The 15,957-nt window shown below is 53.8% G+C and carries 12 protein-coding genes; 6 read left to right on the top strand and 6 right to left on the bottom strand.

From position 1 onward, the window contains the following. Positions 1–44: 44 nt before the first annotated feature. Positions 45–575 (top strand): hypothetical protein, encoded by a 531-nt coding sequence (locus tag AC0TOF_RS17195; RefSeq protein WP_473769121.1) that lies wholly within the window; start codon positions 45–47, stop codon positions 573–575. Positions 576–816: 241 nt separating this feature from the next. Here AC0TOF_RS17195 and AC0TOF_RS17190 read toward each other — a convergent pair whose 3' ends face one another. From AC0TOF_RS17190 to dcm, 3 genes are read right to left on the bottom strand one after another with little or no spacing between them, the layout of a single operon-like run. Continuing rightward, positions 817–2,199 carry an MvaI/BcnI family restriction endonuclease gene (locus tag AC0TOF_RS17190; protein WP_473769120.1) on the bottom strand — a complete coding sequence of 461 codons (1,383 nt, stop codon included), beginning with the start codon at positions 2,197–2,199 and terminating at the stop codon, positions 817–819. Continuing rightward, positions 2,192–2,656 carry a very short patch repair endonuclease gene (locus tag AC0TOF_RS17185; RefSeq protein ID WP_473769119.1) on the bottom strand — a complete coding sequence of 155 codons (465 nt, stop codon included), beginning with the start codon at positions 2,654–2,656 and terminating at the stop codon, positions 2,192–2,194. The genes AC0TOF_RS17190 and AC0TOF_RS17185 overlap by 8 nt, the downstream gene beginning before the upstream one ends. Further along, complete coding sequence (gene dcm, locus AC0TOF_RS17180; RefSeq protein ID WP_473769118.1) at positions 2,649–3,902, bottom strand: DNA (cytosine-5-)-methyltransferase; 1,254 nt, start codon at positions 3,900–3,902, stop codon at positions 2,649–2,651. The genes AC0TOF_RS17185 and dcm overlap by 8 nt, the downstream gene beginning before the upstream one ends. A 355-nt stretch (positions 3,903–4,257) precedes the next feature. On the opposite strand from dcm, the gene AC0TOF_RS17175 reads away from it, so the two are divergent. Further along, the gene (locus AC0TOF_RS17175; protein WP_473769117.1) at positions 4,258–6,498 is read left to right on the top strand and encodes an AAA family ATPase; all 2,241 of its coding nucleotides are present in this window, start codon (positions 4,258–4,260) and stop codon (positions 6,496–6,498) included. 238 nt (positions 6,499–6,736) lie between these two features. Here AC0TOF_RS17175 and AC0TOF_RS17170 read toward each other — a convergent pair whose 3' ends face one another. Both AC0TOF_RS17170 and AC0TOF_RS17165 read right to left on the bottom strand, forming a co-directional pair. Continuing rightward, on the bottom strand, positions 6,737–7,135 hold the full coding sequence (locus tag AC0TOF_RS17170) for a hypothetical protein (protein WP_473769116.1): 399 nt from the start codon (positions 7,133–7,135) through the stop codon (positions 6,737–6,739). Between the two features lie 445 nt (positions 7,136–7,580). Beyond that, on the bottom strand, positions 7,581–8,768 hold the full coding sequence (locus AC0TOF_RS17165; protein WP_473769115.1) for a tyrosine-type recombinase/integrase: 1,188 nt from the start codon (positions 8,766–8,768) through the stop codon (positions 7,581–7,583). A 659-nt stretch (positions 8,769–9,427) separates the two neighbouring features. On the opposite strand from AC0TOF_RS17165, the gene AC0TOF_RS17160 reads away from it, so the two are divergent. Together AC0TOF_RS17160 and AC0TOF_RS17155 are read left to right on the top strand one after the other, a co-directional pair. Beyond that, the gene (locus AC0TOF_RS17160; RefSeq protein WP_122003332.1) at positions 9,428–10,234 is read left to right on the top strand and encodes an ABC transporter substrate-binding protein; all 807 of its coding nucleotides are present in this window, start codon (positions 9,428–9,430) and stop codon (positions 10,232–10,234) included. Positions 10,235–10,802: 568 nt separating this feature from the next. Continuing rightward, positions 10,803–11,300 (top strand): GNAT family N-acetyltransferase, encoded by a 498-nt coding sequence (locus tag AC0TOF_RS17155; RefSeq protein WP_473769114.1) that lies wholly within the window; start codon positions 10,803–10,805, stop codon positions 11,298–11,300. A 16-nt stretch (positions 11,301–11,316) separates the two neighbouring features. Here AC0TOF_RS17155 and AC0TOF_RS17150 read toward each other — a convergent pair whose 3' ends face one another. Then, complete coding sequence (locus AC0TOF_RS17150; protein WP_473769113.1) at positions 11,317–11,901, bottom strand: class I SAM-dependent methyltransferase; 585 nt, start codon at positions 11,899–11,901, stop codon at positions 11,317–11,319. A gap of 305 nt (positions 11,902–12,206) precedes the next feature. On the opposite strand from AC0TOF_RS17150, the gene AC0TOF_RS17145 reads away from it, so the two are divergent. Both AC0TOF_RS17145 and ntrX read left to right on the top strand, forming a co-directional pair. After that, a complete protein-coding gene (locus tag AC0TOF_RS17145; protein ID WP_473769112.1) occupies positions 12,207–14,564 on the top strand; it encodes a sensor histidine kinase NtrY-like in 2,358 nt (785 codons plus the stop codon). Position 14,565: 1 nt separating this feature from the next. Continuing rightward, entirely contained in the window at positions 14,566–15,927 is a 1,362-nt protein-coding gene (gene ntrX / locus AC0TOF_RS17140; RefSeq protein ID WP_122003336.1) for a nitrogen assimilation response regulator NtrX, read from the top strand. Positions 15,928–15,957: the final 30 nt, after the last annotated feature.

Raw genomic sequence — 15,957 nt, 5'->3', positions numbered from 1 at the left:
CACGTCCTATAAGACCATGATTGGGATACTTAAGAGGGACTGATATGGGGATCAATGAGAACAGAACCAGCAAGCGTGTAATTGCCGTAGCAAGCTTGCTTCTTCTATCCGGTAGAGCGTTTGCGGGGAATGAAGCGTACCCAAGTTTGGACGGCCTAACCTTATCTGAGAAAAAATCAGTCGTGTTATGTGTGCGCGGAACAGTCAGCAACAATTATCGCGACACTGTGGCCCATAATCTGGCAGCAGGAGGAAGCGATGCGACGTGGGCGATGAAAATAAATGCGCTGGAAAACGTTCACATGTCTGATCTGGCCCGAGCGGCTGACTGGATTGATTTGGAAACCTATTACCGGCAAGAGACTGACAACATCCAAGAACTGATCCGGGGTAAGTCCGACATCGAAAATTACAAATCTGTTTCGAAGCAGAACTCGCTGAATCTCGGCAAAATTCTGGAAAAAGAGCTAGCCAATCAAAGCGAACATAAGAAGAATTTTCAAAAATTTGCATCGGTTTGTAAAAGCATCGCTTCAACAATAGTGGCGAAGGCGAAGGTCGTTTCTTCGCGGTAATCTCGAGCTGATCAGCCAATGCACATGTGTCTAGTCGGACAAAGCTATCACTTTCGTCATCATCAGTGTTCTTCCAGTCCTCGTGCATTACATAATGTGCTTATTCTCAACGCATCGCAACGCGAACCAGTCCGCATGACGCGGAGCAGTTTTAGCTTTCAGGACTAATCGACATTCAAATTTCGGGCTTGGCGGAAGCCGGATTTGAACCTGAATACAGGGGAGGGCGAAGTGGTGTATATTAACAAGCGCTTTCAGAAGAAACCACATTTGAGTGCCGCGGCGAAAAGGCCGAAGTTGCATCCAGATTCACGATCTCGCTTTGATGATACATCCGCTGGAGTTGGTTGTGGCGGATGCGGAATTGACTCCGCCGTTTTAGTCCAGTTAGCGGCTCAATTTTTAAGGCTGGATCATAATACACTGTGCCATCAGCTACGGCCTTGAGAAACAGCGTTAAGTCGGTTTGCTCACACAGGAGAATGCGCGGCCCATAGCAGTATTCCGGTGGAGGCGTTCTGAATAGGGACGGCACATAAGCTGCCTGTGCGTGCTTACGGCTCCAGTGCTCGATAATACCGGGAAACTTCCACAGCGCGGCTACTTCGTCGCGCCGGTCTAGAAGTGCAATTCCGCCTTCCATGTCTGTGATTTTATCCGCTGCTATATCATAGCCCGTCATACGAAGCTGAAGCCCGGTATCCGGGTGGAAGGTTTTGTTACTCGCATAAATGCCACCAAAATTGATACGATCAGCCTTGCCACTCTTATCGCGGTATCCAAAGCGGCGCACGAAGGCTTCCGCCCCGTTGTCCCGGTAAAAGCCACCCGTCGGCTCCGGCGTCATCAACGTGACCACGCTCGTCGGCCTATAGCTGTCAAAGTCCGCAACCCCGTACTGCTTGACTTCCCAGCCGAGATAGTCTGGTTCCGCATAGCTATTGGGCGCGATACCTAGTTCGGCCTCCAGAGTGTAGCCACCACCGTTCCGGGCAGCATAGGCCTGTTTGACGCCGTGCCGGTCGAGCTTTTGGGATGGAATCCAATGCTTGCGGTAAATCGCTTCCAAGGTTTCCAGTAGGCGTTCTTTCGTACTGCCGGCCGCAGGCTCGGCTGGTATTTCCAAGAATACCCCGACTGGTTCCAAATCGTGACGTGCCTCAAGAGCACGGGCGATAGGACTGTTAGCTGACGCGGCAAAGCCGAGCACCGTGCCTTTTCGGGTGATTCCGAGGAACAACACACGACCCTCATCCCGCACACGCATTACGTCACCCGGTGCATGGTGTGCATCTTTCAGCTTGGCACCTTTGAGGAAGCCCGACATACGCACTTCGGGGTACTTGGGATAAAGAATAAGCTGCGCTGTGGGAGCCAAGTATTGGCCGCCCTCGTCAATCCACGAGAAGTGGATGGAAGCCTTAGCCCGATCACGGACACTACCGGCCATCTCTGCATCATCGGTTCGTACTTCGCCGTGCGGAATAATGTTTAAAGCAGAGAAGTCTCCACCTAGGTATATCTGGTTCTTGGAGTTGTCATTTGGAGCCAGTTTTTTGGCGTAAATACGCACTGCACCGTCTTGGCGCATCAGGCCAACGAGGGCCTCCAGTGTTTCAATCATTCTTTACTTTCCCCAAGATCTCGAAGTCCGGTGCCTCTCCACGGAGCCACTCGGCAAGAGCCCCTACAACTTCCCCCGCTGGTAAGCGTTCTTTACCCTTCAACGCGCATTCCCAGACAATGCCAACGCGCCAGCCGTAGTGGTGCAAGGTCCCAGTCGTCTTATGATCGCGTTCGACATTACATTGAATTTTTTGCTGCCAAAAGTGAGATCGGGACGCAGGCAGGCGGAACAAATGACAATTGTGACCATGCCAGAAACAACCATGCACAAACACAGCCGCCCTGTGCTTTGGGAATACCATATCCGGTTTTCCAGGCAGCTTGGCGTCATGCAACCGGTAGCGAAAGCCTTCAGCATGAAGGGCGCGACGCACTTGTAATTCGGGCTTTGTGTTTTTACCGCGGATACCTGCCATCATCCTGCTGCGAACGTCGGCAGGCACGATGTCAGCCATGTGCTACAGCCTTCCAAGGTTCAGTGAGATCGGAAGGGATGACGATAGTTTCATCGGCCAATCCGGGTAACCAAGGACTCATCGCCTCGGCAATGGCTTCGACCACCGGCACCACCACAGCATTTCCAAACTGCTTGTAGGCTTGCATGTCAGATACTGGAATTTCCCAAGTTCGATTGCCGCGCTCAAATCCCATCAGGCGAGCACATTCCTTTGGCGTCAGTCGGCGCGGTCGCTTTCCCCTGCCTTGGTTTACTAATATTTCCGAGCCGTCCTTATAGTAACGAGCAGAGAGCGTACGGGCGACGTCGCCCGGACCGAACAACCCGAAGCCGAAACCGTTACCCTTTGATTCGTGCTTCTTCTTATAGGCTTGGAGATAATCCCACAGCTTTGGGGTGAGAGTGTATTTCTCAGCAACACTTGTGTCCAAGATAGACCCAAGTGTTGGCGCCGGTCCTTCGGGGATCGTCATACTGTCAAATGAAAATGCGGTATCGTGGTCCAGAAACCCTGCAATAAAGATGCGCTCGCGGCCTTGGGGAACCCATGGACGGGCGCTAACAACCCGGGTGACAACTTTGTAACCCAATTCGTTTTCCAGCACGTTCATAATTGTTTCGAACGTCCGGCCTTTATCGTGTCGTTGCAGGTTCTTCACGTTCTCTAAGAGGAACGCTCTTGGTCTGTGAAAACGTATAATCTGGGCTACGTCGAAAAACAGAGTTCCCTGAGTAGCATCGAGAAAGCCGTGCGGACGGCCAAGAGCGTTTTTCTTGGATACCCCAGCAATCGAGAAAGGTTGGCACGGAAAACCCGCCAGCAACACGTCATGTACCGGAATCTTCGCCAAGGCGGCATCGTCCTTGGTATATTCGCGAATATCACCCGCGAAAATGTGTTCCTCGTCTTCAGGGAAATTCTTTCGGTAGGTTTCGACAGCATACTTGTCCCACTCACTTGTGAAAACGCATTTGCCACCGATGTTCTCAAAACCCACACGCAGCCCGCCAATGCCAGCGAACAGGTCAATGAAGCGGAACCTAGCAGGCCGATTTGGTGGTCGATGTCTGTTTACCATGAGTCTGAGTGTATCCAACGCGAGAGGTGAAGGAGAGCACTCGCCATTCTCGTGCCGATAGGCTGAGCGCAATGACACCTTTATCGCTTTAGCGGCTTCTTCGACTGTTAGGCCCGCCTGTTCCCGGAGGCGCGCAAACTCGCTCTTGCTTTCGTGTAGGGTCACCGCCCGAATCTCCACTGTGTCAGTTTTTGACATATTGGCATAATCAGACTCAGCTCACAAATAGTTTGTTCGTTATTTGTTCTAATAATGAGCTCATTTCACACAGATTGTTGTTCCGCACTTCGGCCTTAATATTTCAGAATTGTATCAAAGAACCCGCCTCGTTGAGTACATTGGATCTGGTGTTGGCGAAAAAAAAAGCAGTGTTTTTGCCAATTGCTGACGTTGGGATTGGCCCGATTTTTTCCGATGCCTCATGAGGGATTCTAGTCAAAGTCGAGCGTCATGCATATAGTAAACTCATAGGGAGAAGCGTTGTGGTGTAGGCTGGTAAACGCTGGGGATTCGGGGCAACATGTTCAGACGTATTTCAAGCATCAGGGATTTCGGCGTATTCAAGAACTTTACCGGAGGTACTTTGCCGGAGTTCGCACCTTTCAATTTGATTTATGGGTGGAATTATTCTGGCAAAACGACGCTATCGCGTGTTTTTCGTTGCTTAGAAGACAGTGGGCTTCATCCAGATTATCCAAACGCGCGCTTTGAAATATTACGCTCCGACGGCACACACTATGACCACAGCTTTGCTGTGCCTTGCAACGTCCGCGTCTTCAATGAGGATTTTCGAAAAGCCCATCTTCGTTGGGACGATGCCGACGGCTTTAATCCTATTCTCTTGCTCGGTGCGGAGAATATCGAACGACGCGATGAACTGACGACAAAGGAATCGCACCGTACTCAGCTCAAGGATCAGCGTAAGGCAGCCACTGCCGAGGCCAAACGCCTTGAAGATGAGATTGGTAAGACAGAAACCGACTGCGCCAGTCGGATCGTCAATGAGCTACCGGTTGGACGCTTTAACAAAACTAACCTGAAGCCCATTATCAGCGCGTGGAAGGGGGTTCTACCCGATGCGCTTACTCCAGAGGAAGTTCAGGCAGCACGCGCCAAGGTGGCAGCTGAACCGAAGGATATTTTACCGGATCTTTCAATCACTGTGCATCCTATCGACCAACTCTGGCGTGATGGCGCTGCTCTTCTGAGCGAGCAGATCGATTCATCTGCCACTATCGCCCATTTAGTGAAGCATCCGGATGTTGGTGCATGGGTTGAACAAGGGCGCCAGCTTCACGAGGGCAAGTTCCACTGTGAGTTCTGTGCAGGGGAACTCACCGCTTCTCGTAAGGCGGCGCTTAATGCTCACTTTTCCGAAGCATTTAATGATCTCAAGAAAAGGATCACCACCGCCATTGATGGACTTGTCGGTAGGCGGATGCAGTTTTCCGGCTCGGCATATCCCCGATCAGGCTTTTACGCAGATTTGCATGATGAACATACACAAGCTGGTATGGAATTAGCCCTCGCGAGAGACAGTTTCAACCAAGGCCTGCAGGAGTTAATTGATGCTCTTGAAAGGAAATTAGCTAGTCCTTTTGATGTTGTGCCAGCCCCGGATGGGAAGCCGGAAACCGATTCGCTTAGTGCCGCTGGAAAGCGATTTCAGGTCTTGGTGGATGGGAACAACCAGCGCACTCGACGCTTCGCAACCGCGCGCAATGAAGCGATTGCCACACTAAAGAATCACTATGTAGCCGAAGCAATGCGCCAGATTGATCGGTTTGCACTGGAAGCTCAAATTATTGCGCAGAATGCAATCGAAACAAAGTGTGGAGCAGAGCTTGATACACTTGAAGCCGAAATTGCTAGGCTTCAAGCGGAGCTGTCCGACGCTACCAAAGGCGCAGCGGCCATCAACGATACGTTGTATCGTTTTTTTGGGAAAGCCGATATCCAAGTTAAAGTCATTGAAGGCGACCGCTTTTTGCTCATGCGTGGTCAAGAGCCGGCGCGGAATCTGAGCGAAGGCGAACGCACGGCAATTGCCTTCTGCTATTTCATCACCAAGTTGGTTGAAAACGGAAACGATCTCTCGCAGACCATTGTCTATATTGATGATCCTATATCAAGCCTTGATGCGCATCATCTTTTGCACGTCTGTGCATTCATTAGAACAACCTTTTACCGTTTCAATGAAGGGGCACCCAGACCCGCCAGACATGAATGTCTAGCCAAGCAACTGTTCGTCTCGACACACAGCCATGAGTTTCTCAGCCTCATGATCGACTGGATGGGAAAGATGACTGAACAGATGTATCGAACATATCTCATTGAGCGGACCGACGCGAATGGCCTTGTTGCTTCGAGACTGATCCCGTGCCCTGATAGCATTCAGAAATATCGTTCCGAGTATCTCTATCTCTTCCACCAACTCGTCGGCTACGCAGAGAATCCTCTAAACGATCATCAGATCATCTTCAATCTCGGAAATATGGCCCGCAGATTCGTTGAAGGGTATGCTGCGTTTAAATTCCTCGAACATGTCAACATAGATAGCAGTATTGATCGTCTCATCATCGATCCGGTTGATGCTGAACGCGCACGCAAATTTATGCATTTCTATTCGCACACGCTTTCCCGCCGTGCCGGAATGCAATTGCCAGACATGGGGGAGGCGCAAGCGATTGTCGCCCTAATCTTAGATTCTGTAAGAAACCACGACCCCGTTCATTACGGATCACTTGAAGCCACGCGCTAAATTCGTCATCTCGTTCAGACGACGGTTAGATAGTCGAACCGTGGAACTCCGGGAAAAACTATTTAGTAACCCGCCTTCACTGCCGTCCAAGCTTGACTGTGTACCATTTCGTTCGCTGCGGAATGGCATCATATTTTTGCGATTGATAGCACAATGCTGCAGGGGGCGGGTACCCTCGCCACATAGCCCACCTCGGCTTTGTCTTGGCGCGTAGCCTCGCAAATTTTGTGGCATTGTTTTAGTTGTATCGCTCAGGCGCCAAGGCAACTCTAACGCCTTGGCCTTCCAGATAGTCGAGCACTGCGAAAAGCATAATTAAAACGCCCGACATTTCCAGCGTTTCTTCGATTGTTGAAACGACGAGGTAGGACGCATTGAAAAAGGTTTCGTCAGCCAAGAACGCGCCAATACCCTCAAAAACCAGAGCGCCGGTCACAAAAACCGTTCCTGCAAGGACGAACAGGCTTGCTGTGCGTCGGGGCAGTGCCAATAACCAGCGGATGTAAATTCCTCCGACAACAATCACCACGAAAGCAGCCGGAATGATCCATGAGAAAAATGGATGGGCGGTGCCGGGGATGGCGAAATTATCCGCGCGCCATAAACCATGCATGTCCGTTCCCTCGTCGAGCGACATATAAAAGAAGATCGCTGACAGCCCCACCACGCAGTCGAAGGAAGTGATTTGAGGCGCTGGACCCACGGGACCAATGCGAGAGCGCACGCAGTCGCAAATAGCTGAAGTACGGAAAACCAAGTCGGAACGTTCATTTCGCGGTTAAGGTCAAACATATGGCCGACGCGATTGATCGGCTCCATGGCAAGGCCACAAGCTTTTGTGTACCAGCACACCATAACCACGGAGTGCAGAAGTACTAGTAAAGCGATTATTCCAGCCGAAATCCACGCAGCAGAGATGGGCGAATACTGAAATAATGGTGTGTTTGTGCCTGTTGCATGTGCCCCATAGGCAATTACCCATTCAAATTTATCGCAACGACAGGTTACGTTCAATGAAATGGCAGCTGCTGCTGCTTGTTTCATCTCCTATCGTTAATTTCCGGTCGTGTTTTCATTTTCGACTATATCGCCATTCTTTTCACCGTTTCGTCCGCCACTGCATCAGCCGCCGCAACCAGCACTGCGTCAGCAAAGTGAACGTACCTCGCCGTGATCGTTGTGCTTTTGTGACCAAGCAGTGCGCCAATGGTCGGCTCACTATAGCCAAGATCGGCGGCAAGGCTGGCGAAGCTGTGCCGAAGTGTGTGGAGGGTAATGCCCGCTGGAAGCTTCAGCTTCTCCCAGTGCGTTTGTAGCGCCAAGGTCTCGCCTCGCGCGGGAATGAAAACCAAGCCGGAGGATTTCGCCGGGCCAAGCGCATCACAAGCTGCCTGTGAAAGTGGACGGATGCTGAAGCCCGTCTTTGTATCACCCAGTGTAGCCGTGCGGCGTTCAAGGTTCACTTCTTCCCAACGCAATAAGCTGGCCTCGCTGCGCCTCCATCCCGTAAGGGCGAGGAAGCGGATTGCCGCCAGCGCCGGGGGCCACATGTCGTCACGGACGAGCGCTTTGCCAAGCTCTTTGTATTCCTCGTCATTGAGACGTCGCATCTTGCGGGCGTCAGCTGGCCGCATTATCCCGTGGACTGGATTGTCCGGGCGCAGGCCCAGCCGGACAGCGTATGTGAAGATACCGCCGAGCAGACCTACTGTTCGGCTCGCCGTACCAGTTCCGCCCCGCACTACAGACTTACCACGCAGCTTCTTTGTCTTCTCGATTTTCGCAGTTTTTCCCTTCGCCACATCGTTCATGAAATCCTCGATGTCTTGGCGGGTGACTTGAGCGACTGACTTACGACCAAGGAGCGGTTTGATATGGCGTTCGATGCGGCCTGCATCCGTGGCGAGGGTCGAAGCTTTCTTCGGGCGACGCATCGTTGACCCTGCGTCCTTGAGGTACTGGTCGCATAATTCGGCAACGGTCTGTACCGAGAGGCGCGCAGCAGTCGGACTTTTCCCTTTTACCACGACTTCGCCAAGGAGACGCTGCGCTTCGGCCCTAGCAGTATCCGGCGCCCACGGCGCTCCGTGTCGTCCGATGGTGATCTTGTGTTGGCGTCCGTCTTTGGTGCGGAAAAAGAGAATGTAAGAAACGGACTCGCCGCGCTGCCGCCGCGCCCCAAAACCTGTCACGGTGCTATCCCACACTACCGAGTTAACCGGCAAGGCCGCTATGTCCCGAATACCAATGCGTTTCTTTGACTGCGCCATGGGACGCCCTTTGAGTTTGCTTCCTAGGTAGCTAATAGGTAGCACAAATGGGCAATTCGTGGCAATAGTGGGTAATCGTGGTCTATTGAAATAAGTATTAAAATCAATGTGATGTAATTGAATTCAATTTTAGGAAGAGCTGCGTTTCTGCCCTCCGAAGGCAGAGGTCACAGGTTCGAATCCTGTCGGGTGCGCCATAAATTCCAATAAAATCAAGTAATTACGAAGGTCGCGAAACTAGCGATTGGATCTAGCTATTTGTTGGCACAATTTTGGCACAGTGCTGAAACCCCGGTACAATAGCGATTACGGTGATTTCAGGTGGCCACGATTCGACAAAAGGGCCCAGGACAGTGACATGTCCAAATTCGGCGCAAAGATTGGCCGATGGGCAGCGGACCAGCCGGACCGTGAGGGTCGAGCCCGGCGATTAAAATGGCGCGATGACAAACAGGCCGCAAGCGAACACAGGCCTTCTGATCGCGGCCTTGAGCGAAAAGATAGTGTGCAAGCTCCACCGAACCATCTATTGATAGCGATGGGGGAGAAATAATAACGAGTCGGCTATTTGCACGACCTTCGTAAAGCTTCCCCTTCGCGAGAGGCTGAACCGGGATGATGAATTTCGGAACAGCCAAGATGAAATGGGAGGAATGTGAATGCGCGTTTTAAAGCGTATCGCTGTGGCAGCTTCGATTGTGGGGATCGCTGCAACGGCAAGTGGTTTGGCAATGGGCATTGCAAATGCCGAAGAGCCGCTGAAACTGATTATCGGAACAGAAGGCGCATATCCGCCGTTCAATTTCACCAATCCGGATGGTTCCCTGTCGGGTTTCGATGTCGATATCGCAAGGGCGCTTTGCGAGGAGATGAAGGCCGAGTGCACATTCATTACGCAGGAATGGGATGGCACCATTCCCGCACTTCAGGCCGGAAAATTCGACGCCTATGTTTCCTCCATGTCGATCACGGAAGAACGCAAGAAGCAGGTCGATTTTTCCAATAAATATTACAACACGCCTCCCGGCGTCGCGGTCCCCAAGGATAGCGACATCAAGGGCGTGACCAAGGAAGATCTCGCCGGCAAGACCATCGGTGTCCAGGTGTCCACGACACATGCCAATTATGCCGAGCACGCCTTCACCGAAAGCACGATCAAGGCCTATCCGACCGCCGAAGAATATCGGCTCGATATGGCCAATGGCCGCCTTGATGCCGTCAATGACGACAGCGTGACGCTGAGCGAGTGGCTGAAGACCCCGGACGGAGCATGCTGCAAGATGATCGGCACCTATCCGCCGGATGACAATATTCATGGTGTCGGCGTTGGCGTTGCCATGAAGAAGGGACGTCCTGAACTGGTTGAAAAGTTCAACAACGCCATCAAGGCGATCCGCGCGAACGGCAAGTACAAGGAAGTCAACGACAAGTACTTCGACTTCGATGCCTACGGCGCTGAAAACTGACCGGGCAAAGGCCAGGCGTTCACTATACTGCAATCTATCATGCCGCCCAATTTGGGCGGCATTCTTTCGATAGGGCTAGGGTATTTTCGAGCCAAAAGTGCGAAGCGCCTACGCGGGGAAATCAATCCACTGGACTGATTTCTGATCCCGCTTCGATGCGGAACCGCTCCAGACAAGCATACACCATCGAAAGATGGGGCCGATTTTCGGGCAATAAAAATAAAAAACAATAGCTTATGCGGGTTTGCTCCATCTCGTGATGATTACGGACAAAATAGATTGTCTGTATAATTATGAGATATTTGTTGCGGTTGCGCATTTTTTTACTGGCAATGACACTGTTTGATCTCGGTGCAAGGGAGGTCAAAATGTATCGACTGCTATGCCTGACCGTTTCCGGCTTCGCGCTCGTTATTGTTTCGTCACATAGCCGGGAGAAAATGCCGACATTGTCTTATGCCGCTTCAAAGGGCTGCATTTGTGATAAGAATCGCGAGCCGGTCTCTGCATGTCTTGATGTTTGCCAGTGGGCAAACTGACGACTATCCAGCAATATAAAGGAGGATAAATGCGACCTGAAAACCTCGTCATTCGTGCGGTGGAAGACAAGGATGCGGAAGGCCTGACCCGTTTGCAAAACATGCCGGGATTTCGGTTTGGCACATTGCGCATGCCGTTCCAGCGTCTTGATACCACAAAGAAATGGCTTCAGTCGCTTGGCCCGGAATCGACCATTATTGTCGCGACAATCAACGAGGAGATTGTCGGAAACGCTGGCTTGCTTCGGCATGCAGGACGGCGAAGCCATAGCGCGTCACTCATCATGGGCATACATGACGAATATGTCGGCAAGGGGATCGGCACGGCATTCATGACCGAACTGATCGATATTGCTGACAACTGGCTCGATCTGAAACGGCTTGAGCTGACCGCTTATGTCGATAATGCCGCAGCGATCCGCCTCTATGAAAAATTCGGTTTTGTTTCGGAAGGCATTCGCAAGAAAGATGCCTTCCGGGCCGGAGAATTCGTCGACACACTGGCAATGGCGAGGCTCAATTTCTGATATATTTCTCTCGGAATTATCGCACCGCCACGACTGCTGCCCAGTCGGTGACACGTTTATCATAGGCGCTGCCGGTCCAGCATTCTATTTCGATGTGGGACCAGTGGCCGTTATTGCGCCAGTAATCCGTAAGCTCTTGCGGCGAAAGATAATTGTAATAGCGGCCAAGCGCGTCATTGCCTTCAGCGGTGCCGGTCTTGAAACTGGCCCAGACGACACCGCCTTTCACCAATGCCGAGTGAATTTTTTCAACAATGGGAGCGAGTTCGCCTCTGGGTACATGGGTAAGCGACGCGGAAGCATAAACGCCGTCATATTCCTTGATTGCCGAAAGTTCGTCGAACATCATTGTCCTGACGGGTTGTCCCAGTCGTTTCGAGGCGATTGCCGCCAGTTCGGCGGAGCCGTCCGTGGCATCAAGCTTGAAACCGGCGTTCAGAATAGCTTGAGCATCGGTTCCCGAGCCGGTCCCCAGTTCCAGAATGCGGCCGCCTGTCTTGCAGCGCTTCAGGAAACCCGGCAGCTTCGGATTGGGCGTGCCGCCGTCGGCTGCGTAGTCGGTCGCATTTGAATTGTAGAATCCCAGCGTGTTGTCCTGCATGTGCCTGAAGGCCCTCTGCCCAAATGTTTGAAAGGTAAGTGGTTGCCGGGTCCGGGATTCCCGAACCTAGAGCGCATCCCGAAAAGTGTGAAACGGTTTTCGGAACAAGATGCGCGTTAAAAATAGATAGAGCATTTCCGACGATTCATGAAAAATAGGAAATGCTCTAGCAGGCACTTATGCGGTGAAATCGCACCGCATGGAAAGCCCTGACGGCGTTGGGAACCGCTATTCAACAGTCTCCCCGGCGTTCTGCGCGGGATCATTGGTGATGACGTGCAGATTAACGTTGCATTTTCGCCACAATGCGTTGCATAGATGCAACGCTATTGGGTAACATGGTTAACATGAACACGGCGAATCTGACGGCGGACATGAACGGCGAGAAACAATCATCGCAAGGCGGCGAGGGGCGCAGGCTTCTGGCGCTTCCGGGCATTATCACTGTCATTTCGGCGCTTGTCACCGCATCGATTTCTTTTGCCATTCTGATTGGCATCACGCCGATCACGCCGGACCGGACTGTCACGCTGGCATTGGTCATCATCAATGTCGCGCTGATCCTGTTCCTGATCCTGCTGATCTGCCGCGAAGTTTACCGTATCGTCATGGCCCGGCGGCTTGGAAAGGCCGCTTCGCGCCTGCATGTCCGCATTGTCGCGCTGTTTTCGCTGATCGCAGCCGTCCCCGCGATTGTGGTTGCCATCGTGGCATCGGTCACGCTCAATCTCGGTCTGGACCGCTGGTTCGATACCAATACGCGCGACATTGTCAGTTCATCGCAAAGCCTTACCACTGCCTATATTCGTGAAACAGCGCTCAACCTGCAAAGCACATCCTATTCGATGTTGCAGGATCTGGATGCGCAGCGCACCATTTACAGTCTTGATCGTGGCGGCTTCGTCCAGTTGATGACGCTGCAGGCGCGTGGCCGCGGCCTGCTCGGCGCGTTTCTGGTGCGTGAAAACGGCGCTGTGGTCGTCAAAAGCGATACCGGTGTCGAGGATCGCCTGCCGCCGCCGACCGAAGATGCATTGAAGACCGCTCCGGACGGCAAGCCCGTCATCATTCCGCCGGGCAACAGTAATTTCGTCGGCGCGATCATCAAGATGCGCGAGATACCCGACGTCTATCTCTATACGGTCCGCGCCGTCGATTCCCAGATTCTCGACGCCATGCGCCTGATGGAAGCCAACACCCAGCGTTATCAGGAGATGGATGCCAACCGCATTCCGACGCAGATCGCCTTCGCGCTGCTCTATTTCGGCCTGACGCTGATCGTTCTGCTTTCGGCGATCTGGACCGGGATTGCCGTGGCCGACCGGCTGGTGCGCCCGATCCGGCTGCTGATCGGCGCGTCCGACGATGTGGCGGCGGGTAATCTCGACGTCTCGGTTCCGGTACGCACCTCCGATGGAGACGTCGGCGCATTGTCCGGTACTTTCAACAACATGGTCGCCGAACTTAAGAGCCAGCGTAATGAGCTGCTTTCCGCCAAGGACCAGATTGACGAGCGCCGCCGGTTCTCCGAGGCCGTGCTTTCAGGCGTGACGGCGGGCGTCATCGGTATCGAGACGGATGGCTGCATTTCCATTCTGAACCGTTCCGCAGAACATATGTTCGGCGTCACATCGGAAGAGGCTGTCGGCAGGAACCTCACCAGCATCGCGCCGGAGATCGGGCAGGCTTTCGAGGTTGCCCGTTCGACGGGACGTGCCGTTCACCGCGAGCAGGTCAGCATGACCCGTGGCGGCGTGGCGCGTACCTTCAACGTGCAGGTGACGGTTGAGGATACGGAATCCGAAGATCATTCCTATGTGGTGACGGTGGATGATATTACCGATCTGGTGCAGGCGCAGCGTTCGTCCGCCTGGGCGGATGTGGCGCGCCGCATCGCGCATGAGATCAAGAACCCGCTCACCCCGATCCAGCTTTCCGCAGAACGCATTCGCCGCCGCTATGGCAAGGTGATTACCGAGGATCGCGAGGTTTTCGACCAGTGCACGGATACGATCATTCGCCAGGTTGGCGATATCGGGCGCATGGTCGATGAATTCTCCGCCTTCGCCCGCATGCCGAAACCGGAAATGCGGCTTATGGATATGCGCGAGGCATTGCGCGAGGCTTCCTTCCTGGTTGAAGTCAGCCGCAGCGATATTCGTTTCCAGAACGATTTTGGCTCCGAAAGGCTGGTCGGCTCGTTTGACAGCCGCCTGATCGGGCAGGCGTTCGGCAATGTCATCAAGAACGCCAGCGAAGCCATTGACGGACTTCCGAAGGAAGATCGCGCCAGGGAAGGCGATGACGGGCACATCCTTATCCGTTCCTATCAGGCGGATGGGCAACTGTTTGTCGATGTGATCGACAATGGCAAGGGCCTGCCGGGCGACGACCGCCAGAAGCTGCTGGAACCTTACATGACGACGCGAGAGAAGGGCACCGGCCTTGGCCTCGCGATTGTCCGCAAGATCGTCGAGGATCATGGCGGGCATCTGGAATTGCATGACGCGCCACCGGACTTCCACGGAGGACGGGGCGCGATGATACGTATGGTCTTTCCGCAGGCGCCGACTGGCGAAGCGGGCGCGAATGCGGAACCCGCCGGCGAAGCTGGCACCAATACGGATAATGACGAAAAGAACATAGCTGGACAGGTGATTTGATATGGCTGCCGATATTCTTGTAGTTGATGACGAAGCGGATATCCGGGAACTTGTTGCAGGCATTCTGAGCGATGAAGGCCACGAAACCCGCACGGCTTTCGACGCGGACAGCGCGCTCGCCGCGATCAATGATCGCGTTCCCCGGCTGGTTTTTCTGGATATCTGGCTGCAAGGCAGCCGTCTGGACGGTCTGGCGCTGCTCGATGAAATCAAGAAGCAGCATCCCGAACTGCCGGTCGTGATGATTTCCGGTCACGGCAACATTGAAACGGCAGTGTCGGCGATCCGCCGCGGCGCTTATGACTTCATTGAAAAGCCGTTCAAGGCTGACCGCCTCATTCTCGTCGCGGAACGGGCGCTCGAAACCTCGAAGCTGAGGCGTGAAGTTTCGAACCTGCGCAAGCGCAGCGGCGATCATCTGGAACTGATCGGCTCGTCGCTTGCCATGAGCCAGTTGCGCCAGACCATCGAGCGCGTGGCGCCGACCAACAGCCGGATCATGATCACCGGCCCGTCGGGGGCAGGCAAGGAACTGGCAGCGCGAGCCATTCATGCGCAGTCCACCCGTGCCAACGGACCGTTTGTGACGGTCAATGCCGCGACCATCACGCCGGAGCGCATGGAGATCGAGCTTTTCGGCACCGAAATGGACGGCGGCGAGCGCAAGGTGGGCGCGCTGGAAGAAGCCCATGGCGGCATTCTCTATCTCGATGAAGTTGCCGATATGCCGCGCGAGACGCAGAACAAGATTTTGCGTGTGCTTGTGGACCAGCAGTTCGAGCGCGTGGGCGGCACCAAGCGCGTGAAGGTGGATGTGCGCATCATCTCCTCGACGGCGCAGAACCTCGAAGGCATGATCGCCGAGGGCACGTTCCGCGAAGACCTGTTTCACCGACTTTCGGTGGTGCCGGTGCAGGTGCCGCCACTCGCCGCCCGGCGCGAGGATATTCCGTCACTGGTCGAGTATTTCATGAAGCAGATCGCCGAACAGGCGGGCATCAAGCCGCGCAAGATCGGCTCTGATGCGATGGCGGTTTTGCAGGCGCACAGCTGGCCCGGCAATCTTCGCCAGCTTCGCAACAATGTCGAACGCCTGATGATTCTGGCGCGCGGCGATGATCCCGAAGCACCAGTGACGGCCGATCTTCTTCCGGCTGAAATCGGCGACACGCTGCCGCGCGCGCCGACGGAATCCGACCAGCACATCATGGCGCTTCCGCTGCGTGAGGCGCGCGAGCGTTTCGAGAAGGAATATCTGATCGCCCAGATCAACCGGTTTGGCGGCAATATTTCACGCACGGCTGAGTTTGTTGGCATGGAGCGTTCGGCGCTTCATCGCAAACTGAAATCTCTCGGCGTATGATGAAAGCAAGGTTCGGGCAGGCGGAGCGGT

It is taken from the genome of Ochrobactrum sp. PL_is501, assembly GCF_055816895.1.
Note: the sequence above shows the minus strand (reverse complement) of the source record. Positions and strands in the feature narration are given on the sequence as shown.